Raw genomic sequence first — 21,470 nt, 5'->3', positions numbered from 1 at the left:
GGGAACGGCGGCATGATCACCCGCATCGAGATCGACGGCTTCAAGTCCTTCCTGGACTTCCAGCTCGACATCCCGCCGTTCCTCGCCCTCGTCGGCCCCAACTCCAGCGGCAAGTCCAACCTCTTCGACGCCCTGGATTACCTGAGCCTTGCCGGCTGGGAATTCAAGGATCCGCTCCTGGCATCCCGCCGTGGACGGCCGCACGAGTTGTTTCACCGGGTCAGCAAAGGGCAACCGGTGGCTCGGTTCGATATCCGGGCTCGCGTTCTGGGACAGTTCGGACACGGCCTCTTCGTAGAAGTATTCGAGAGCGGCGCTGAACTAGACGACGAGGGCGTACCGGAAGCGCGCGGGATTCTTGCGACCCCCGGAGGTGCTTCTGCCGGGCTGCCGGGCTGGGTGAACAACCAGCTGACCAAGGGGCGAGAAGCGAGGGACCAGGCGTTGCAGGCCCTCGCGGGGGAGAAGGCCGACGCTCCGCGCTACATGAGGTTGTTGAACAGGGAACTCGGCGGTTGGCGTCTGCACCGGCCCGACCCGGATCGCCTCCGCTCCTGGTCGTCGGCGGCAGATCATGGACCGCTGCGGGCGGACGGGAGCAACCTCGCCACTGTCCTCGGACGACTCAAGGCGGAGGGGGCGATCGAGGAACTCCTCGTCGACATGGTGGCGCTGATCCCGGACATCGCCGGGATCGAGCCGATTCTGGACGACCGGCGTCAGGAGTGGACGTTCGACGTGCTTGTGGACGGCCAGGGCGCCGTACCCAGCACTCTGCTGTCCGATGGCACGCTCAGGGTCATCGCGTTGCTGGCCGCGCTGCACGATCCGGACCATGCCGGAGTGCTGCTCATCGAGGAGATCGAGAACGGGCTGCATCCCAGCCGGTTGGCGGAGCTGCTGCGCAGGATCCAGGGCAGGGTCACCGATCTCGACGATCCGGAGTGCGTCAACCGGCCGTTGCGCCAGGTGATCCTCACCACGCACTCGCCGGTGGTCGTCTCCGAGCTGTACCGCCTCCGGCCGGACGCGCTGGTCTTCCTCGACACCGCCGTACGCGTCGACCCCGAAAGGGACAGGATCTCCAGGGTCACGGTGGCCAAGCCGGTGCGGGCGGAGGGCGAGCCCGGCACGTTCGTCTCTCCCCGCCAGGTGCGCAAGTATCTGAGCGCCGTGGGCGAGGTCCCATGAGCAGGCCGCTGGTGCCCGGACTGATCGCCGAGGGCGAGACCGACGAGGTCTTCCTCGGCGTGGTGATCTCGCGGCAGCTTCGGGAGCTCACCGCGCAGTCCTCTCGCTGCGCCGTCGACGTGGAGAGCACCGAGATCGGCGCCTGCCGGTCGATCTACGAGCACGGCAGGACGACCGGCGCGCTGCGCGAGCTGGCGAGCGACTGCCACCTGCTCTTCGTCCACAACGATCACAGGGAGCGGGACAAGGCGAACCGGGTCGTGCGCGACTCGGGACTGCCCACACCGGTGATCGCGCTGGTGCCGGTTCAGGAGACCGAGGCCTGGCTCCTCGCGGACGCCGGCGTGTGGCGCCGGTTGAGCGGGAGCGACCAGGGACGGCTGCCCGCCCGACCGCGGGATGTCGAGAAGATCGCAGATCCCAAGCGGGTCCTCGCCGAGGTGGCGCCGCGCCGCGGGAAACCCGTTCGTGACTACTTCGAATACATCGCTCGTAACATCGACCTCGACGTCCTCGCCCAGGTGCCCGCGTACGCGGACTGGGTCTCCGACGCGAGGAACGCATTGAAGGGACTTGGTTACCTGTGAGCAGCACTGAGACGCTCATGCCGTACGACGAGGCGCTGGAGCGCTTCGAGCCGGTGCTGGGGCTGGAGACGCACGTCGAGCTTGGCACCGCCTCGAAGATGTTCTGCGGCTGCCCGACGGCCTTCGGCGCGCCGCCGAACACGCACGTCTGCCCGGTGTGCCTGGCGCTGCCCGGCTCGCTGCCGACGGCCAACGAGAAGGCGATCGAGTCGACGATCCGGATCGGCCTCGCGCTCAACTGCACCATCGCGACGTGGTGCCGGATGGCCCGGAAGAACTACTTCTATCCGGACATGCCGAAGAACTACCAGATCAGCCAGTACGACGAGCCGCTGTGCACGGACGGCTACCTGGACGTTGAGGTGGACGGGAAGACCGTCCGCGTGGAGATCGAGCGGGTGCACCTGGAGGAGGACACCGGCAAGTCCACCCACGTGGGGGGCGCGACCGGGCGGATCCACGGCGCCGACTACTCGATCGTCGACTACAACCGGGCCGGCATCCCGCTCGTCGAGATCGTGACCAAGCCGATCGAGGGCACCGACCGGCTCGCCCCGGAGGTCGCCCGCGCGTACGTCACCGAGCTGCGCGAGGTGATGCGCTCGCTCGGCGTGTCCGACGTGCGGATGGAGCAGGGCTCGCTGCGCTGCGACGTCAACGTCTCGCTGATGCCGCGCGGCACCACCGAGTGGGGCACCCGTACGGAGACCAAGAACGTCAACTCGCTGCGCAGCGTCGAGCGGGCGGTCCGAGGGGAGATCGAGCGTCAGGCGGCGATCCTCGCCGGGGGCGGCCGGATCGTGCAGGAGACCCGCCACTTCCACGAGGACACCGGGCAGACGACCTCGGGACGGTCGAAGGAGGAGGCGCAGGACTACCGCTACTTCCCCGAGCCCGACCTGCTGCCGATCGCGCCCGACCCGGCCTGGGTCGAGTCGCTGAAGGCGGCGCTGCCCGAGCTTCCGTCGGCGCGGCGCACGCGGCTCCAGCAGGAGTGGGGCGTGTCCGACCTGGACATGGCGGCCATGCACAACGCCGACGCGATCGACCTGGTCGAGGCGACGGTGGCCGCGGGCGCTCCCGCCGCCGACGCGCGCAAGTGGTGGATGGGCGAGCTGGCCCGGCGGGCCAACGAGTCGGCCACGGTGCTCGCCGACCTGCCCATCACCCCGGCTCAGGTCGCCCGGGTGGCCGAGCTGGTCGCCTCCGGCGCGCTGAACGACAAGCTGGCCCGCCAGGTGCTGGAGGGCGTGCTCGCCGGCGAGGGCGGCCCGGACGAGGTCGTGGACAAGCGCGGCCTGCAGGTGGTCAGCGACGAGGGCGAGCTGTCGGCGATCATCGACCAGGTGCTGGCGGACAACGCCGACGCCGCGGAGAAGGTGCGCGGCGGGAAGATCGCCGCCGTGGGCGCGCTGGTCGGCGGCGTCATGAAGGCCAGCCGGGGCAAGGCGGACGCGGGCCGGGCCCGTGAGCTGATCCTGGAGAAGCTCGGCGTCCAGGGCTGAGGAAGCCCTGACGAACGCCGCCTCGCCGTGCGAATCCGCCGAGGCGGCGTCTGGGCCGCCCGCGGCAGGGCGTGAGAACGGCCGGTCACGATTCCGTGTGGCCGGCCGTCGGCGTTGCGTCAGGACGTATCCAGCAGAGGGTGTTTTAGGGTTAACTGATCGTTGTTGACCTTGAGCTGGAGGAGACCGAGGCGTGCGCAACGCCGGAGCGTCCGTCGACCCGCCCACGGATCCGTCCGGGGCGGCGTCCGCTCCTCCACACAAACCGTCCGCTCCTCCGCACAAACACCCGGTGCGCGGCGTCACCTCGCTGCCCCGCGGGGTATCGGCCCTCCCCCCGGGAGTCTCGGCCGACATCTTCGCCGAACCTTCCGCTCCCGCCGCTCCGGCGGCCAAGCCGTCCGGTAACGGAAACCTCCCGCCGCCGGCTCCGCCGGTCGAACCGTGGCGTGTCCCGGAGCGCCTGATACGCGAGGAACCCGCCGTCGGCCCGTCGCCGGACCTCGAACGGCTCGACCCCGTTTCCCAGAGCCGTACGCTCCGGCGTGCGCTGATCGGCCTGGCGGCGTTGCTCCTGATGCTCTATCTCGTGCCGGCCGTCTCCATGATGGGGAAGGTCCTTCCCGGCACCACGGTGCTCGGCGTGGACATCGGCGGACAGAGCAGGACCGAGGCCGTCGCCACGTTGGGTGAACGGCTGTACGCCCAGGTCAGAACGCCCATGATCGTACGGCAGGGCACGCGCCGGCTGACCGTGGACCCGCAGCAGGCCGGTCTGATGCTCGACGCCGAGGCCACGGTCTACGCCGCGCCGGGGGGCTTCCCCAGCCCGCCGGAGGTGTGGAGCGGGCTGACCGGCACCCGCGAGGTGAAGCCGGTCGTGTCCGTGGACCGCCGCAAACTCGACGAGGCGGTGGCCAGGGTCATCGCCGCGCCACTGGAGCGCCCGGGGCGCGAGGGCGACGTCACGTTCGACGGGGTCACCCCGGTCCCGGCGTATCCGCGGGTGGGCCGCCTCATCGACAGGAGAGCGACGGCCGACCAGATCGTCAGGGGGTACCTCGACCCGGAGGCGGTCGTGGTGGTGCCCACGGTGCGGGATCTGCCGCACATCACCCGTGCCGAGGTGCGGCGCGCCCTGCGCTGGGCGAGACGCGCGGTGGCCGCGCCGCTCACGCTGACCAACGGGACCGCGGCCGTCAGCCTGTCGCCGGCCACGCTGGCGCGGCACCTGACGTTCGCGCCTGACGGAGCGGTCCTGCGGCCGCGCTTCGACGCCGAGGCGGCGATCGCCGGCGTCGAGCCCACGCTGGTCGGCTCCGCGCGGGTCGCCCGCGACGCCGATCTCACGATCGAGGACGGCCGGCCGGTCCTGGTGCCCGGCAGGCCGGGCGACCGGGTGGACACCGACCGCCTCGCCGCGGACGTGCTGACCGCTCTCGACGGCGGCGGCCGTACGGTGGCCGTGCCGGTCGTGAACGGGCCGCCGCGGATCACCGACGACGCGGTGCAGCGGATGGGGGTCCGGGAGGAGGCCGGCCGTTTCACCACCTCCTACGCCTGCTGTCCCCAGAGCGCGGGCAACATCCGCAGGGCCGCCGCGCTCCTCGACGGCCACCTGGTGAGACCGGGGGAGACGTTCTCGTTCAACGAGGTCGTGGGCCCGCGCACCGCGGCGGCGGGCTTCGACGGCATCGGCCCCACCATGATCCACGGCCGGGCCGGTACGGAGGCGGCGGGGATGACCCAGGTCGCGACCACCCTGATGAACGCCGTGATCCGGGCCGGGCTCCGGGTCTCCGAGCACACGCCGCCCGAGGTCCACGCCGCACACCTGCCGGTCGGCGTCGAGGCCGCCGTGTCCTTCCCCGGTCCCGACCTGCGCTGGAGGAACGACTCGCCGTACGGAGTGCTCGTCCACGCGTCCGCCACCGGCACCTCGCTGACCGTGACGCTGTGGAGCACCAAGCGGTACGACGTGGGCCTGGAGGGGCCGGTCGTCGGGCAGCAGGTCTCCCTGCCCGCTGTGACCGGTTACGGGCCCGGCTGCGTGGCGACGCACGGGCAGCCCGGTTTCACCGCCGTGGTGACGTGGGTGCTGCGGGAGGACGGCGAGGCGGTCTCCCGGCAGACCTTCCGCACCTCCTACCGCGCCCAGGCCGAGGTCGTCTGCCGCTGATCAGAGACGCCGATCAGCGGCCCTGATCAGTGGCGCTGATCGGATGGCGCTGATCGGATGGCGCTGATCGGATGGCGCTGATCAGGAGGGCGCTGATCGGAAGGCGCTGATCAGGAGGGCCGCACCACCAGGATCCGGTCGTCGCCGTCCCGGGGGGATCCGCGCCCGTCCTGGTTGCTGGTGCTCACCCACAGCGTGCCGCCGGGCGCGGCGGCCACCGCGCGCAGCCTGCCGTACTCGCCCGTGAAGAGCGCGGTGGGACGGCCGACGCGCCCCGAAGCGTCCACCGGCACGCGCCAGAGGCGCTCGCCGCGCAGCGCCCCGGCCCACAGCGCCCCCCGGGCGTACGCGAGGCCGGACGGCGACGCCTCGGCGGTCGACCAGGTGAGCAGCGGGTCGGTGTATCCGGGCCGGCCGCTCACCCCCTCGACCTCCGGCCAGCCGTAGTTGTGGCCCTTCTCGATGAGGTTGATCTCGTCATAGGTGTTCTGGCCGAACTCGGTGGCGTACATGTGCCCCCGGTCGTCCCAGGCCAGGCCCTGCACGTTGCGGTGCCCGTAGGTCCACACCAGGGTGCCGAAGGGGTTGCCCGGGGCGGGCCGGCCGTCCACCGTCATGCGCAGGATCTTGCCGCCCAGCGAGCTCCTGTCCTGGGCCATGCCGCGTTCGCCGGTCTCCCCGGTCGAGGCGTACAGGTAGCCGTCGGGGCCGAAGGCGAGGCGGCCCCCGTTGTGGATGGCCCCCTTCGGGATGCCGCTGACGATCACCCGGCGGTCGGAGAGCCGTTCGTCGTAGCGGTAGCGGACGATCCGGTTGTCGTTCTGGGCGGTGAAGTAGACGAAGACGAAGTGGTCGGCGGCGTAGCGGGGCGAGACGGCCACGCCCAGCAGGCCGCCCTCGCCGCTCGCGGACACTCCCTCGATCACGCCGGCCTCGTGGACCTGGCCGCGTGGTGTGACCCGCAGTAGCCGCGCGGACTCGCGCTCGGTCACCAGCGCGTCGCCGCCGGGCAGGAACGCGATCGCCCACGGCACCGCCAGACCGGTGACCAGTGTGCGCGGCGCCGCCGGTGTGACATTCGTCTCACCGGCGCCGGTAGAAGCGCCCGTGGAGGCGCCCGAAGCGCCCGGAGCGGCACCCGTGGTGACACCCCCGGTGGCGCCCGTGTCGCTCGCGGCGGGCAGCGGCGGGGGAGTCCTGCCCCCGCCCTCCTCACCCGCCCCGCACGCCACCGTCGCCGTCATAAGGGCCGCACCCAGAAGCGCCGCGCCCACGCCGTGCCTGTTCGCCATTCCCGATGACCTCCTCACGTACCCATACTCGCTGGCGGGGGCGATGGTTCCCTAGGTTGTTCATCGTGAAGATCTGGGTCGCATCACAGGACATCGCCGCCGCACTCACGGAACTTCCCGAGGGGCTCCCCGCCCTCGACTGCGCCGTGTACGACGGGAGGACGCCGCCGCCCGGCCCGCCCGAGGAGGTGGAGATCTGGGTGCCTCCGCTGGTCCCGGTGCCGGACACCCCCGGCCTTCTGGGCCGCATGACCGGCCTCCGCCTGCTGCAGACCGTGACGGCGGGGGTCGAGCCCTACCTGCCGCACGTGCCGCCGAAGGCGGTCCTGTGCAACGCGCGGGGGGTCCACGACGCGGGCACGGCCGAGTGGGCGGTGGGCGCGATGATCGCCATGCTGCGGGAGTTCCCCGGATTCGCTGCCGCCCAGGCCAGACGCGAGTGGGCCTACCGCCACACCGGCGTCCTCGCCGACTCCACCGTGCTGATCGTCGGGTACGGCTCGATCGGCGAGGCGCTCGAGCGGCGTCTGGCCGGATTCGAGGTGGACATCGTCCGGGTGGCGCGCACGGCCAGGGACAACGTCCACGGCCAGGACGAGCTGCCCGCGCTGCTGCCCGCCGCGGACGTGGTCGTGCTGCTGGTGCCCGCCACGGCGGGGACGGCCGGTCTCGTGGACGCCGAGTTCCTCGCCCGGATGAAGGACGGCGCGCTGCTGGTGAACGCCGCACGCGGCTCGGTCGTGGACGCCGACGCGCTGCTGGCCGAGTTGCGGACGGGCAGGCTGCTGGCGGCGCTCGACGTCACCCCTGTCGAACCGCTGCCGTCCGATCACCCGCTCTGGACCGCGCCGGGGGTCTTCATCACCCCGCACATCGCCGGCAGCACGCCCGCGTCCATCCGGCGTACGCGGCGGCTGGTGCGGGAACAGGTGATTCGGCATCTGACGGGCCGTCCACTCGATAACATGATCACCGGCCATTACTGACCGCTCCATTAAGGATTCCGGAACGTGGCTGCCCCGTGACCTGGGGTGCGTACGGTGGAGCTCAGCGTGCGCGGCTGGTTATCAGATCGGTGACGACTCGCTCGTTGTCCCCCTCTCGATCAGCGGCAGTGCGCACACTGGCCATGTGACAGGGAGAGTAAAGCCGAGTCGAGAACGGGAGGGGCAGCCATGACACACCCCACCGAACCCGGCGACGCTTATGCGATTCCGGCCTCCGCCGAAACCCCGGAGGCCATGACGCCCGGCGGTGAAGCGGCGACGGGTGCAGAGGCGACGCGCGTGAAAGCCAGGCGTGACCCCCGGGTCCCACTCACCACCGCGGCCGGTCTCGGCGCGGTGGCGGTCGTCGTGGCCCTGGTCACCGGAGGCTCGGCGCCGGTCGTGACCGCGATCGCGGGGGTCGTCACCGGGCTGCTCGCCGCGATCTCACTGATCATGGCCGCCTCCCGCGTCGTCCCCGCCCACCGCAGGCAGTCCGGCGCCTGGCGGTGGATGGCCGCCGGGTCGCTGACCTGGCTCCTCGGCGTCGGCGTGCGTCCCGTGGCCGACGGCACGCCGTTCGTGCTCACGTTCGCCGACCTGCTCATGCTCGTCGGATCGGTGCTGCTCGCCATCGGCTGCGGCATGTCGGTGAAACCACCCGCGTTCACGCGCGGGGTGATACGCCAGGCGGCCGACGCCTACCTGGGCGCGGCGTCGGTCTTCGCCGTGGCCTGGGTCGCCGTGCTCGGCCCGGCGTTCAGGAAGGCGGAGGACACCGGAGCCTTCTTCGTCGCGCTCGCGCTGCCCGTGGTCTGCCTGCTCGCGACCTGCGCGGTGACACCGGCCGTGGCGGCCTCCCGGTCGGGCAACCGGGTGGTCGGGCTCACCGGCGTGGGGGTGCTCACCGCGATAACGGTGGCCGAGATGGCAACGGCCCTCGCCCGTCTCGACGGCGACACTCCGCCGCTCGCGGCAGGGCTCGTGGTCCCGGCCATGCTGCTGGTCCTCGCCGTCGCCCCGTGGGTGCAGGAGGACCGGCCGGCCAGACCGCTGGCCGCCGCGCTGACGGCCGCCACGCCGCTCGTGCTGGTCGCCGCGGCCACGCTCGTCGCCACCCTGTACGCGATCGGCGGCAGCCGCGACGCCGCCCTGGTGGTCGTGGCCGCCTCGGTCGTCCTCGTCCTGCTCGGCCGGCTGTTCGTGCTCCTGGTCGAGACCGCGGGCATGCGCCGGCTCGTCGACGTCGGCGAGCAGCAACTGCGCAGGCTGGCCGAGAACACCGGCGACGTCGTGCTCGTGTGCGACCCCGCCGGGGTCATCCAGGAGGCGGGCCCCGGTCTGGAGACGACGTACGGCTACTGCCCCGAGGACTTCGCCTTCCGGTCGATCTTCGACTACATCCACCCCGAGGACCTGCCGGCCGTACAGGCCCTGCTCGACCGCATGACGGACGAGGACGGCGACGGGCCCGAGCAGGAGGGCGGCACCCGCATCTCCTGCAGGTTCCGGGCCTCCGACGGCACCTGGCGTCCCACCGAGTCCGTCGCCGCCCGGCACGTACGCGACGACGACCTCGTCCTGGTCACGATCCGCGACCTCAGCGACCAGGTGGCCCTGCGCAACCAGGTCACCCACCTGACCTTCCACGACGGGGTCACCGGGCTGCCCAACCGGGCCTACTTCGAGGAACGCGCCCGGGACGTGCTCAGCCGGCGCGGCGCCGGCGGGACCGCGGTGATCTTCCTGGACCTCGACGGCTTCACCTCCGTCAACGACTCCGTGGGCCACGCCAGCGGCGACCACCTCCTCGGTCAGGCCGCCCGCCGCCTGCGCTCGGCCGTACGGGCCGACGACACGCTCGCCCGGTGGGGCGGAGACGAGTTCGCGGTGCTGCTGGAGGGCGGCGGGTCCGGCGGCGCCGACGCGCAGACCGCCATCGACCTGGCCGAGCGGCTCGTCCGCGCGGTCTCGAATGAGCCGTTCCGGGTCGCGGATCGGGACGTCGCGCTGACGGCCAGCGTCGGTGTGGCGTTCGCCGAGGAGGACCTGCCGCCCGGAGATCTGCTGCGCAACGCCGACGTGGCGATGTCGCGGGCCAAGGAGCTCGGCGGGCGCCGGATGGAGGTCTTCGCCACCCACATGCACGCCGACGTCCTGCGCCGCCTGGAGATCGCCTCCGACCTGCAGCGGGCGCTGCTGGAGAACCAGTTCGCGATCGAGTATCAGCCCGTGGTCGACCTGGCGACGTCGCGGGTGACCGCCGTCGAGGCGCTGGTGCGCTGGTGGAGGGGCAGCACGTTCGTGCCGCCGGAGCAGTTCCTCGGGCCCGCCGAGGACACCGGGATCATCGTGCCGCTCAGCGAGTGGATCCTGCGCGAGGCGTGCCGCGAGGTGGCGGCCTGGCGCGCGTCGTCCTGGGACATCGGGCTGGCGCTGAACCTGTCCACCCGGCAGATCATGGCCCCGCGCTTCGTGGAGACCGTGGCGGAGGCGCTGAGCGAGAGCGGGCTGCCCGCCAGCGCGCTGACCCTTGAGGTCATCGAGGAGATGCTGGTCGAGGACGCGGGGGAGACGATCAGCAGGCTGTCGGAGCTGAGGACCCTCGGCGTACGGCTGGCCATCGACGACTTCGGCACCGGCTACGCGTCGCTCGCGTTCCTGCGCCAGCTGCCGGTCGACATGATCAAGATCGATCCGTCGTTCGTCTCCGGGCTCGGCCGCGACGACACGCTGACCCTGCTGACGAAGACGATCGTGCAACTCGGCAACGACCTCGGCCTGATCGTCGTCGCCGAGGGCATCGAGCGTCCCGAGCAACTCGACCTGCTGCGCAAGATGGGCTGCACACGCGGCCAGGGCTATCTGGTGGCCCGTCCCATGACCGCACGCGGCGTCGACTCCCTGAGGCCCACCACCACCCTCCAGAACACCGCCTAACCCCCACCCCCCCCCCACCGCCGTGATCTTGTAGTTTGTCGCACGCGAGGCCGTTACCAGGCCGTTTGGCTTTGGTGATCTTGCAGTTTTATGACGTACACCCATCCCGACCTGGGTGTTTCCTGTTTGTGATCATGCAGGTGGGATGCATCGGGTCGAATGCCTCGCGGGCTGCAAGATCAGGTTGGCGCTCGTGCTGGTCGTCGTTCCTTCTTGGGCGTTCGTGCATGATCACGAAGGTGGATTCCGCAGCTCGTCCCCGTCGCCTGCGACAAACTGCAAGATCACGAAGGGGGTCCGCCCAGTTCGTCGGACCTTCGTGCGACAAACTCCAAGATCACGGCGGGTGGGGTGTCTTGGATGGCGAGACGGGTGTCCCAGATGATTTGACGTGGGGGCGCTCCATCGGACATCGTGTAGCCATGCATAGCGGTGGGATTCTCGTAGTACTTCGCAGGCGCGCAGCCTGACGAAGCCCTCGGTCCTGCGCGCGCCCCAGCTCCGCCCAGCGGATGGGGCATTTTTTATGCCAGGAGTCACGCCAAGCAGCCCAGCAGAAGCAAGCTCAGCCACAAGGAACGAGCCGATGACCGAGAAAATGACAGGTGCCCAGGCCCTCGTGCGGGCGCTGGAGCAGGTCGGGGTCGACACGGTGTTCGGGATCCCGGGCGGGGCCATTCTCCCCGCCTACGACCCCCTCTACGACTCGACCAAGGTCCGGCACGTGCTTGTACGGCACGAGCAGGGTGCGGGCCACGCGGCCGAGGGGTATGCGCAGGCGACCGGCAGGGTCGGGGTGTGCATGGCCACCAGCGGCCCGGGAGCGACCAACCTGGTCACCCCGATCGCCGACGCCTACATGGACTCGGTGCCGATCGTGGCGATCACCGGGCAGGTGGCTTCGCCGCTGATCGGGACCGACGCCTTCCAAGAGGCCGACATCTCCGGCATCACGATGCCGATCACCAAGCACAACTTCCTGGTCACCAGCGCCGATGACATCCCGCGGACCATCGCCGAGGCGTTCCACGTCGCCTCCACCGGGCGCCCGGGGCCGGTGCTGGTGGACATCTCCAAGGACGCCCTGCAGTCCACGACCACCTTCTCCTGGCCGCCGGTCATGCAGCTGCCCGGCTACCGGCCGGTGACCCGGCCGCACTCCAAGCAGATCCGCGAGGCCGCCCGGCTGATGACCGAGGCGAAGCGGCCGGTGTTCTACGTCGGCGGCGGCGTGCACAAGGCGCACGCCTCGACCGAGCTGCTGGAGCTGGCCGAGCTGACCGGCATCCCGGTGGTCACCACGCTGATGGCCCGGGGCACCTTCCCCGACAGCCACCCCCAGCACATGGGCATGCCCGGCATGCACGGCAGCGTCTCGGCCGTCGGCGCGCTGCAGCGCGCCGACCTGTTGATCGCGCTCGGCACCCGGTTCGACGATCGGGTCACCGGCCAGCTGTCCAGCTTCGCGCCGCACGCCAAGGTCATCCACGCCGACATCGACCCGGCGGAGATCTCCAAGAACCGCCACGCCGATGTGCCGATCGTGGGCGACTGCCGTGAGGTGATCGGGGACCTGATCACCGCCGTGCGGGCCGAGCAGGCCGATGGCCGCAAGGGCGACTACAGCGAGTGGTGGCGGCTGCTCAACGGCTACAAGGAGACCTACCCGCTGGGCTACGAGGAGTTCGCCGACGGCTCGCTCGCCCCGCAGTACGTCATGGAGCGGCTGAGCGCGCTGGTCGGGGCGGACGCGATCTACGCGGCGGGCGTCGGCCAGCACCAGATGTGGGCCGCCCAGTTCATCAAGTATGAGAACCCCGGCACCTTCCTCAACTCCGGCGGCGCGGGCACGATGGGGTACGCCGTGCCGGCCGCCATGGGCGCCAAGATGGGCCGCCCGGACAAGGTCGTGTGGGCGGTCGACGGCGACGGCTGCTTCCAGATGACCAACCAGGAGCTGGCGACCTGCGCGATCGAGGGTGTGCCGATCAAGGTGGCCGTCATCAACAACGGCAACCTCGGCATGGTCCGTCAGTGGCAGACGCTGTTCTACGACGAGCGGTATTCCAACACCGATCTGCAGCGGGTCAAGCGGATCCCCGACTTCGTGAAGCTCGCCGAGGCCTACGGTTGTGTCGGCCTGCGGTGTGAGCGCCCGGAGGACGTGGACGAGACGATCCGTAAGGCCATGGAGATCAACGACGTGCCGGTGGTGGTCGACTTCGTCGTGCACCAGGACGCGATGGTCTGGCCGATGGTCGCCGCCGGCACCAGCAACGACGACATCAACTACGCCCGCGACATGGCGCCGAACTGGGAGGGTGGAGAATGAGCCCCGCCACGGCCCGGCGCGACAACGACCAGCAGTGCGAGGAGCAGGCATGAGCGAGAGCAGCGCCTGGCGAGGCGCTGAATCGCGCGCCTTCGGCACGACCGAGCTCCGAGCCGAAGCCGAGGAGATGGCATGAGCCGCCACACGCTGTCCGTCCTGGTGGAGAACAAGCCGGGCGTGCTGGCCCGGGTCGCCGCCCTGTTCAGCCGCCGCGGGTTCAACATCGACTCGCTGGCGGTCGGGCCCACGGAGCACGACGACATCTCCCGGATGACCATCGTCGTCAACGTGGAGGACCTCCCGCTGGAGCAGGTCACCAAGCAGCTCAACAAGCTTGTCAACGTCATCAAGATCGTCGAGCTCGACAACAGCCAGTCGGTGCAGCGCGAGCTGATGTTGATTAAGGTGCGGACCGACTCCGAGAGCCGGTCGCACGTCCTCGAACTCGTCAACCTCTTCCGGGCGCGTTGTGTAGACGTGGCCCCGGACGCGGTCACGATCGAGGTCACCGGGACGACCGACAAGCTGGAGGCGTTCGTCCGGGTCCTTGAGCCGTACGGCATCAAGGAGCTCGTGCAATCGGGCATGGTGGCCATCGGCCGCGGCGCCCGTTCCATCACCGACCGCTCGCTTCGCGCCCTCGACCGCAGCGCATAGCTCCTATGGCAGGCACGTCGCGACGGACAACCCGTGAAAGGCAAGCAAGTGACTGAGATCTTCTACGACGACGACGCCGACCTGTCGATCATCCAGGGCCGCCATGTCGCGGTGCTGGGTTACGGCAGCCAGGGCCACGCGCACGCGCTGAGCCTGCGTGACTCGGGCGTGGACGTCCGGGTCGGCCTGCCCGAGGGCTCCAAGAGCCGGGAGAAGGCCGAGGCCGACGGGCTGCGCGTGCTGTCGCCGGGCGAGGCCGTCGAAGAGGCCGACCTCACGATGATCCTCGCGCCGGACCACATCCAGCGGCACCTGTACGCCGAGCACGTCGCGCCGAACCTCGTCGAGGGCGACGCGCTGTTCTTCGGCCACGGCCTCAACATCCGCTACGGCCTCATCGAGGCCCCGGAGGGTGTCGACGTCGCGATGGTGGCGCCGAAGGGCCCGGGCCACCTGGTCCGCCGCCAGTACTCCGCCGGCCGCGGCGTGCCCTGCCTGGTCGCCGTCGAGCGCGACGCCACCGGCAGCGCCTGGCCGCTCGTGCTGTCGTACGCCAAGGGCATCGGCGGCACCCGCGCCGGCGCGCTGAAGACGACCTTCACCGAGGAGACCGAGACCGACCTGTTCGGTGAGCAGGCCGTGCTGTGCGGCGGTGTCTCCGAGCTGATCAAGGCCGGGTTCGAGACGCTGATCGAGGCCGGCTACCAGCCGGAGGTCGCCTACTTCGAGTGCCTCCACGAGATGAAGCTGATCGTGGACCTGATGTACGAGGGCGGCGTCTCCAAGATGTACTGGTCGGTGTCCGACACCGCCGAGTACGGCGGCTACACCCGTGGCCCGCGCGTGGTCAACGAGGAGACCAAGAAGGAGATGCGCCGCATCCTGGACGAGATCCAGGACGGCCGCTTCGCCCGCGAGCTGGTCGAGGAGTTCGACTCCGGCCAGACCAACTTCAAGCGCTACCGCGAGGAGCTGGCGGGCCACGCCATCGAGCAGACGGGCGCCAAGCTCCGCCCGATGATGAGCTGGCTCAAGGGCGAGCAGGCCTGAGGCTCGCGCACGCTGGCGTGACCGCGGCGTCGCGCCCCACCGGCGAGGTGGGGGGCGGCGCCGCGTCGCGTTTCACGGCCCCTGTGCCAGCGGCCGGCTGCCGGGGTCCGGGTGATCTCGGCACCAGTCGATCTCGCACAGGGTGATCCCTGCACCGGGTGATCTCGGCACAGGGCGGGCTTGAGCCGCACATACGGCGATCAGGCCGGCATCGAGACCAGGAACACGGAGTCGCCGAAGGCCACCTCGTCGCCGGCCCGCACGGACGCGGGGCCGACCAGGCGCCAGCCGTTCAGCCGGGTGCCGTTCATCGAGCTGAGGTCGACGAGCAGCCAGGAGTCGTGCTCGCGCCGCAGCTCGGCGTGCACCCGTGAGACGGTCAGGTCGGCGAGGACGAGGTCGCAGGAGGAGCCGCGGCCGACCAGGTAGCGGGCCCTGCCGTCGGCGGGGAGGGCCAGCCGGGGCAGCCGGGGACGCCGCCAGGCGGACTCGATCCGGTTGCTCAGCTCCGACACGGAGGCGACGGCGTCGGTGATCCTTCTGCGCCAGCGCCCGCGGTCCGGGAGGTCTGCGACCAGCTCGTCCAACTCGTTGCGGCTGCGAGCACGGAGCGCCTGGTCCACCCGGCCGACGAAGGTCTCCATGGACAGGCGTCCTTCGGCGGCCCGGTCGCGGAGCTCGCTGAGCGCGCGTTCGCGGTCCCCGTCCGAGGCGCGAACCGGGGGAGAGCTCATGATTGGAGTATCCGCCGCAGTGGTCCGAGGTGTCCAGAAGACCGCCGTATTCGCCGTCACGTCCGGGGTGGGCGCGTTTCTACTGCCGGCCGAAGTCCTGGGTCCAGTACGGGCCGCCGGCGGCGACGTACCCGACCCCGATGTCGGTGTAGTTGCAGTTGAGGATGTTCTGCCGGTGTCCGGGGCTGTTCATCCAGCCCTGGACCACCGCCTGGGCCGTGCCGTAGCCCTTGGCGATGTTCTCCGCCGCCGCACGCCAGGTGTATCCGGTGGCCGTGATGCGGTCGGCGAAGGAGCGGCCGTCCTTCGAGGTGTGGTCGAAGTAGTTCTTGGCGGACATGTCGGCCGAGTGGGAGTACGCGGCGGAGCGCAGGCGCGCGTCGTGCTTCAGCGGGCCGCAGCCCGCCTTCTCCCGCTCGACGTTGGTGAGGCGCACCACCTCGTTCTCGATGACGGTGCCCACGGCCGAGCCACTCGTGGGAGAGGAGCTCGCGGAGGGACTCGCGGCGGGGGCGGTGCTCGGCACCGTGCTCGGCACCGTGCTCGGAACCGCGGTGGGCCTGGTGCTGGGGACGGCGGTGGGGCTCGGGGAAAAGGTGGCCGTGGGAACCGGGGTGGGGACGTCGCAGTCGAGGCGCACCGGCCTCGATCGCGACACGTGGCCGCGGTAGTCGGTGACGACGCTGTAGTACGCACCGTCCGCACAGGTCAGCGCGACGACGACGCGCGCGTTCCTGACCACCTTCGAGCCGCTCTTGACCACGCGGTCGGGGCCCGGCGTGCTGTTCACGATCCGGACCCGGAAACGGGCGTTGTCGATGCAACCGGCCCGCGAGCCCGCCGCGCGGATCTTGCCGTCCACGCTGACGTAGGGCTTCGCGGCGGCGACCCGGCAGCCCGCGTGCTGGGCCTCGGCCTGAGCGGGGCCGGCCGCCATGCCGACGGCCGCGACGCTCCCGAGGCACAGGACCGCTCCGAGCGCTCTGTTCACGATCATTCCTCCAGTGGGGGTTAGACGCTGGGGAAGTCGTCATTATGGTCGGATGCAGACCGACATGTGATGATAAACCGGTCCAATCCAGAAAGTATCTACCTTTTCTTAAACTTCCTTTATCCTGTGTTAGGCGTGAGATGTCCGATAATCCGCAGGTCAGCGGCCGGATCGGCGCCGGGATCGCCCTGAGGGGCGCTTAAGGTCGTGGCCGGCCTTCCGCGCCCCGCGTTTCAGCTCCTCGCGGGTAGCCGTCCCACCACGACAAGATCGCCGTCCCGGCACCCGGCGCCGCCGTCGATCGGCTCGCCGACGATGCCGGCGGCCGACTCCGGCGGCCGACTCCAACGCCAGTGCCGCGATCGCCGTCCCGACCCTGCGGGATGTGACGTCAGTCCTCGGCGCGGAGCGCTTCGCCGGGTTCCGACTGCCCGCCGTGCTGCCCGCCGTGCTGCCCGTCGCTCCCGGAGACGGCGGCCGCCGAGGCCGTGCTGCCGGACGCGACGGTGGCGAGACGGTCGGCGGTCAGGCTGTATTTGAAGGTCATCAGCACGCCCGCGAACGTGATCAGAGCGGGCACCACGGTCACGCCGATCATCACGGCGACGTGGGCGCTGCCCGGCTGGGTCACCGGATGCTCGGGATCGGAGGAGACGAACCCCCCCGCGCTCAGCACCCACCCGTACGCGGTCGCCCCGAGCGCCGTGACCGCGTTCTCCACCGCGGTCCACAGGCCGGTGAAGACCCCGCCCCTGCGCTCGCCGCTCACCGCGCCGTCGTGGGCGATGACGTCGGCGAGCATGGAGAACTGCAGCAGTTGCAGGCCCGCGTAGCCGACGCCCACGATCATCACGCACAGGTGCGCGTACAGCTCGCCGAGCGCGGGCGTCGCGAGGATCAGCAGCGCTCCGCCCGTGAACAGCGAGCCCGAAAGGATCATCGCGCCGCGCTTGTCGAGTTTGCGGGCCAGCCACACCCACAGGGGCATCGTGACCAGCATCGGCCCCACGAGCGCCGCGAAGAGCGTGGTGGTGGCGGAGGTGTCGTCGAGAGAGTACGCGGCGAAGTAGGGCGCCCCCGCGAGCATCACGCCGGCCCCGAGCGTCTGCGCGGAGCTGAGCCCGAGAAGCCACAGGAACTGCTTGCTCGTGCGGGCGGCGGCAAGCTGCTCCCGAAGCGTCCCCTCGGACTTCTGCGGGGCCGTGAAGGGCGCGCGGGCGGTGCCGAAGAACGAGGCCAGCATCGCGACGAGCAGGATCACGCCGAAGCTGATGCCCATGGTGCGATACCCGTCGGCCGTGTCGCCGGCGATCGCCGGAGCGAGGATGCCGCTCATCGCGATCCCGACCGCGATGAGGACCATGCGCCACTGCAGCAGTGAGGTCCGCTCGTGGTAGTCGGTCGTCATCTCCGCCGGCATGGCCTTGTACGGCACCTCGTACAGCGCGTATCCGGTGGTGGCCAGCAGGAACGTGAGGCCGACGTAGGCGGCGGCGGGCGCGCCGGTGAGCGGCGGCCCGGCGAACACCAGCGCGAACGACACCGGCAGCACCGCGGCCCCGGCGAGCAGCCACGGACGGCGTGGTCCCCAGCGCGAGACGGTGCGGTCCGACCAGCGGCCGACCATCGTGTTGGCGATCAGGTCCCAGGCCTTGGGCAGGAAGAGCACGACGCCCGCGAGCCCGGCGGGGACCGCGAGCACGTTGGTCATGTAGAAGAGCAGCAGCAGCCCGGGGATCGTGGCGAAGTTGGCCGTGCAGAACGAGCCGACGGCATACCCGAGGCGAACCCCGAGGGAGACCTTCGACGGGGAGGGCGTCGCCGCCGTGGAGACCATGGCGACATTCAAGCCGAGCAAGCGACCGTTCGGAAGGACTCTCCCGCAACTGTTCGGCCGCTGCCCGGTGTCTCGCCGATCTCCGCCGAGTGCGACGGGCGGAGATCGGCGACGGGGTTCCGGGTCAGTCGCGCACGTCGGGGCAGACGACGTGCGCGCCGATCTCGATCAGACGGCGTTCGGTGTGCGCGTCGGCGACCCGGGCCATGAGCACCGGGGCCTCGCTGGCCGCGAGCTGCGGCAGCCGGGCGCGCACCCGCCGGTGCAGTTCCTTCACGATGTCGTCGGCGGCGAGGGTGTGCACCTTGACGTGCAGCATGATCCCCCACAACCCGGCGGCGGTACGCGCCTCGGAGATCCAGATGTGGTGGACGTAGGGATACTCCGGCAGCAGTTCGGCGACCGCCACCCGCAGGGCCGGGAGGATCGGATGACGCGTCCTGCGATAGCCGGGATCCACGACCTGCATGGCCCCCGACAGGTGCTGGCGGGGGGCGGGGATCCACTGCGACGGAAGCGGGGAGGGCGCCGCCGCGGCCGGGGCGGGCACGACCGGTGCGGGCATGGGCGGTGCGGTCATGGGCGAGGTGGGCACGGGCGGTGCGGTCATGGGCGAGGTGGGCACGGGCGGCGGGGGAGCCTGCCGCGTGACCTGCGCGCGGGTCACGGTCGCCATCGCGCCCGTGGCGTACGCGGTCGGGGCGGCCGAGCCCATGGCCGACAGTGCGGGAGCGGGACCGGTGCGGGTCTCCTCCAGGTAGCGCCGGAGATCTTCGATCGGTACGGCGGCGGCAGCGGGGCCGGCCGCGTCGATCACGATCTCGCGCACGCCTGTGACGCGCTGGATGTCGAGCATGGTGTCGACGTCGCATGCTGACAGCGCGTGGCTGCCACGGTGCCGGGCATAGGTCGCCGGCCCCGTGTAGCCGAGCAGAACGCGTTCGCCGTTCTGCGTCGTGCCGAGCACCACGGAGCGGTCGGGGCGGACCGCCACCAGGATGCCCCACTCCGCGAGGGCCGCAAGGAGTTGCCGGGGGCTGCCATGCCGCGCGAGAACGTCGCCCAGGGAGGGGTTCCCGATGCTCATAGCCTGAACGATAGGGACTGGACCATGGCGAATCAGGCTAATCCCCAATATTAGGTGCGATCAATACCGAGATGGGTGGCAGTCCGTATGGATCAGGCGTAGACGGGGTACATCGACCGGCTGTGCCAGTAGGTGAGCACGTCTCATGAACCCCGCCGGTCCCAGCAGAACCGTCCGGACGGCCGGGCCGCGGCGGCGCCGAAGCCGCACCGAGCGAGAATCTGAGACCGGGTCGTCGTGCCGCCGCGATGCCGCCGAGACCTTGGGTATCTCGCATGCCGGGCGCTCGTGAGAGCTTTCACAAGGCCCGGATAGACTCACGTCGTCCGCGCTGTCGCACTTCACGAAGGACTCAGCCCAGTGAACAAGCCCGTCGTACTTGTCGCAGAAGAGCTCTCAGAAGCGGGTCTCGCCGTGCTCGGCGCGGATTTCGAGGTCCGGCACACCGACGGCGCCGACCGGTCGCAGCTGCTGCCTGCTCTCGCCGACGTGGACGCCCTGATCGTACGCAGCGCCACCCAGGTGGACGCGGAGGCCATCGCGGCGGCGTCCAGGCTGCGCGTCGTCGCCCGCGCCGGTGTGGGTCTGGACAACGTCGACGTCGAGGCCGCGACCAAGGCCGGCGTCATGGTCGTGAACGCCCCGACCTCCAACATCACCAGCGCCGCCGAGCACACGGTCGCGCTGATCCTCGCCAGCGCCCGCAACGTCGCCCAGGCGCACTCCGCGCTCAAGGACGGCGAGTGGAAGCGCTCGAAGTACACCGGCGTCGAGCTCGACGAGAAGGTCATCGGCATCCTCGGCCTCGGCAAGATCGGCCAGCTCGTCGCCCAGCGCCTGCAGCCCTTCGGCGTCGAGATCATCGCCTACGACCCCTACCTGCAGCCGGCCCGCGCGGCGGCGATGGGCGTGCGGCTGGCGTCCCTGGAGGAGGTGCTCCAGCAGGCCGACTTCATCACGGTCCACCTGCCGAAGTCGAAGGAGACCCTCGGCCTCATCGGCGACCGCGAGCTGCACATGGTCAAGCCGAGCGTCCGGCTGATCAACGTCGCCCGCGGCGGGATCATCGACGAGAACGCCCTCTACTCCGCCCTCAAGGAGGGCCGGGTCGCGGGCGCGGGCATCGACGTGTTCGCCAAGGAGCCCTGCACCGACAGCCCGCTGTTCGAGCTCGACCAGGTCGTGGTGACCCCGCACCTCGGCGCCTCCACCCACGAGGCGCAGGAGAAGGCCGGCACGCAGGTAGCCCGCAGCGTCAAGCTGGCCCTCGCCGGTGAGTTCGTGCCCGACGCGGTGAACGTCCAGGGCGGCGCGGTCGCCGAGGACGTCAAGCCGGGCCTGCCCCTCACCGAGAAGCTGGGCCGCATCTTCACCGCGCTCGCGGGCGAGGTGGCCACCCGCCTGGTCGTCGAGGTCCGCGGCGAGATCTCCGCCCAGGACGTCCGGGTCCTGGAGCTGGCCGCGCTCAAGGGCGTCTTCACCGGCGTAGTCGAGGACGCGGTGACCTACGTCAACGCGCCGCTGCTGGCCAAGGACCGCGGCGTCGGGGTCGAGCTGGTCACCAGCGCGGACAGCCCCGACTGGCGCAACGTCATCACGGTGCGCGGCGTGCTGGCCGACGGCCGCACGGTCTCGGTCTCCGGCACCCTGTCCGGCCCCCGGCAGATCACCAAGATCGTCGAGGTCAACGGTTACGCGATGGAGATCGAGCCGACCGAGCACCTGGCGTTCTTCACCTACGCCGACCGCCCCGGCATCGTCGGCATCGTCGGCCGGCTGCTCGGCGAGCACAGCGTGAACATCGCCTCCATGCAGGTCTCCCGGGACGTGAAGGGCGGCAAGGCGCTCATCGCGCTGACGGTCGACACCGCGATCCCGTCCGAGGTCGTCGAGCAGATCGCGGGGGAGATCGGCGCCGACAGCGGCCGTACGGTCGACCTGGAGGACTGACCCTCCGGCATCAGCCCATCGGACGGCCCGGCGCGCAGTGCGCCGGGCCGTTCGCGTGTCTCCGGCCCGGTGCGGTCCGTCATACGGTCCACGTGCCACGCGCCTCGTCTCACCAAGTGAGATACTAGGTCGTCCTACGAGATTGTGGGGTA

15 protein-coding genes are annotated in these 21,470 nt (G+C 70.7%); 10 read left to right on the top strand and 5 right to left on the bottom strand.

Features of this window, described 5'->3' with window-relative positions:
• The first annotated feature begins 12 nt into the window (after window positions 1–12).
• From FLX07_RS18470 to FLX07_RS18455, 4 genes are all read left to right on the top strand, one after another.
• Window positions 13–1,191 (top strand): AAA family ATPase, encoded by a 1,179-nt coding sequence (locus FLX07_RS18470; protein WP_142572046.1) that lies wholly within the window; start codon window positions 13–15, stop codon window positions 1,189–1,191.
• Window positions 1,188–1,778, top strand: coding sequence for a DUF4276 family protein (locus tag FLX07_RS18465; RefSeq protein WP_142572045.1), 591 nt, complete (start codon window positions 1,188–1,190; stop codon window positions 1,776–1,778). The genes FLX07_RS18470 and FLX07_RS18465 overlap by 4 nt, the downstream gene beginning before the upstream one ends.
• The gene (gene gatB / locus FLX07_RS18460; RefSeq protein ID WP_268239513.1) at window positions 1,775–3,283 is read left to right on the top strand and encodes an Asp-tRNA(Asn)/Glu-tRNA(Gln) amidotransferase subunit GatB; all 1,509 of its coding nucleotides are present in this window, start codon (window positions 1,775–1,777) and stop codon (window positions 3,281–3,283) included. The genes FLX07_RS18465 and gatB overlap by 4 nt, the downstream gene beginning before the upstream one ends.
• A gap of 193 nt (window positions 3,284–3,476) precedes the next feature.
• On the top strand, window positions 3,477–5,462 hold the full coding sequence (locus FLX07_RS18455) for a VanW family protein (RefSeq protein ID WP_142572044.1): 1,986 nt from the start codon (window positions 3,477–3,479) through the stop codon (window positions 5,460–5,462).
• A 110-nt stretch (window positions 5,463–5,572) separates the two neighbouring features.
• Here the strand turns inward: FLX07_RS18455 and FLX07_RS18450 are convergent, their stop codons facing one another.
• A complete protein-coding gene (locus FLX07_RS18450) occupies window positions 5,573–6,754 on the bottom strand; it encodes a PQQ-dependent sugar dehydrogenase (protein WP_142572043.1) in 1,182 nt (393 codons plus the stop codon).
• 65 nt (window positions 6,755–6,819) lie between these two features.
• On the opposite strand from FLX07_RS18450, the gene FLX07_RS18445 reads away from it, so the two are divergent.
• From FLX07_RS18445 to ilvC, 5 genes are all read left to right on the top strand, one after another.
• Entirely contained in the window at window positions 6,820–7,740 is a 921-nt protein-coding gene (locus FLX07_RS18445) for a 2-hydroxyacid dehydrogenase (protein ID WP_142572042.1), read from the top strand.
• 300 nt (window positions 7,741–8,040) lie between these two features.
• Entirely contained in the window at window positions 8,041–10,680 is a 2,640-nt protein-coding gene (locus tag FLX07_RS18440; RefSeq protein ID WP_229689821.1) for a putative bifunctional diguanylate cyclase/phosphodiesterase, read from the top strand.
• A 526-nt stretch (window positions 10,681–11,206) separates the two neighbouring features.
• Complete coding sequence (locus FLX07_RS18435; RefSeq protein ID WP_142572040.1) at window positions 11,207–13,012, top strand: acetolactate synthase large subunit; 1,806 nt, start codon at window positions 11,207–11,209, stop codon at window positions 13,010–13,012.
• 132 nt (window positions 13,013–13,144) lie between these two features.
• Window positions 13,145–13,669 carry an acetolactate synthase small subunit gene (gene ilvN, locus FLX07_RS18430; protein WP_030506098.1) on the top strand — a complete coding sequence of 175 codons (525 nt, stop codon included), beginning with the start codon at window positions 13,145–13,147 and terminating at the stop codon, window positions 13,667–13,669.
• Window positions 13,670–13,726: 57 nt separating this feature from the next.
• Window positions 13,727–14,719 carry a ketol-acid reductoisomerase gene (ilvC, locus tag FLX07_RS18425; protein WP_142572121.1) on the top strand — a complete coding sequence of 331 codons (993 nt, stop codon included), beginning with the start codon at window positions 13,727–13,729 and terminating at the stop codon, window positions 14,717–14,719.
• Window positions 14,720–14,919: 200 nt separating this feature from the next.
• On the opposite strand, the gene FLX07_RS18420 is transcribed toward ilvC, so the two are convergent.
• From FLX07_RS18420 to FLX07_RS18405, 4 genes are all read right to left on the bottom strand, one after another.
• Entirely contained in the window at window positions 14,920–15,453 is a 534-nt protein-coding gene (locus tag FLX07_RS18420; RefSeq protein WP_142572039.1) for a DUF1707 and FHA domain-containing protein, read from the bottom strand.
• Window positions 15,454–15,532: 79 nt separating this feature from the next.
• Complete coding sequence (locus tag FLX07_RS18415; protein WP_167748298.1) at window positions 15,533–16,444, bottom strand: CAP domain-containing protein; 912 nt, start codon at window positions 16,442–16,444, stop codon at window positions 15,533–15,535.
• Between the two features lie 391 nt (window positions 16,445–16,835).
• Window positions 16,836–18,281, bottom strand: a complete 1,446-nt coding sequence (locus FLX07_RS18410; protein ID WP_142572037.1) for an MFS transporter — start codon at window positions 18,279–18,281, stop codon at window positions 16,836–16,838.
• 124 nt (window positions 18,282–18,405) lie between these two features.
• A complete protein-coding gene (locus tag FLX07_RS18405) occupies window positions 18,406–19,368 on the bottom strand; it encodes a hypothetical protein (protein WP_142572036.1) in 963 nt (320 codons plus the stop codon).
• A gap of 360 nt (window positions 19,369–19,728) precedes the next feature.
• On the opposite strand from FLX07_RS18405, the gene serA reads away from it, so the two are divergent.
• Window positions 19,729–21,318 carry a phosphoglycerate dehydrogenase gene (gene serA, locus FLX07_RS18400; RefSeq protein WP_142572035.1) on the top strand — a complete coding sequence of 530 codons (1,590 nt, stop codon included), beginning with the start codon at window positions 19,729–19,731 and terminating at the stop codon, window positions 21,316–21,318.
• The last annotated feature ends 152 nt before the right edge of the window (window positions 21,319–21,470 follow it).

Origin of the sequence: Microbispora bryophytorum (genome assembly GCF_006874465.1) — a bacterium.
In the GTDB taxonomy this organism is placed as follows: Bacteria; Actinomycetota; Actinomycetes; order Streptosporangiales; family Streptosporangiaceae; genus Microbispora; species Microbispora bryophytorum.
Note: the sequence above shows the minus strand (reverse complement) of the source record. Positions and strands in the feature narration are given on the sequence as shown.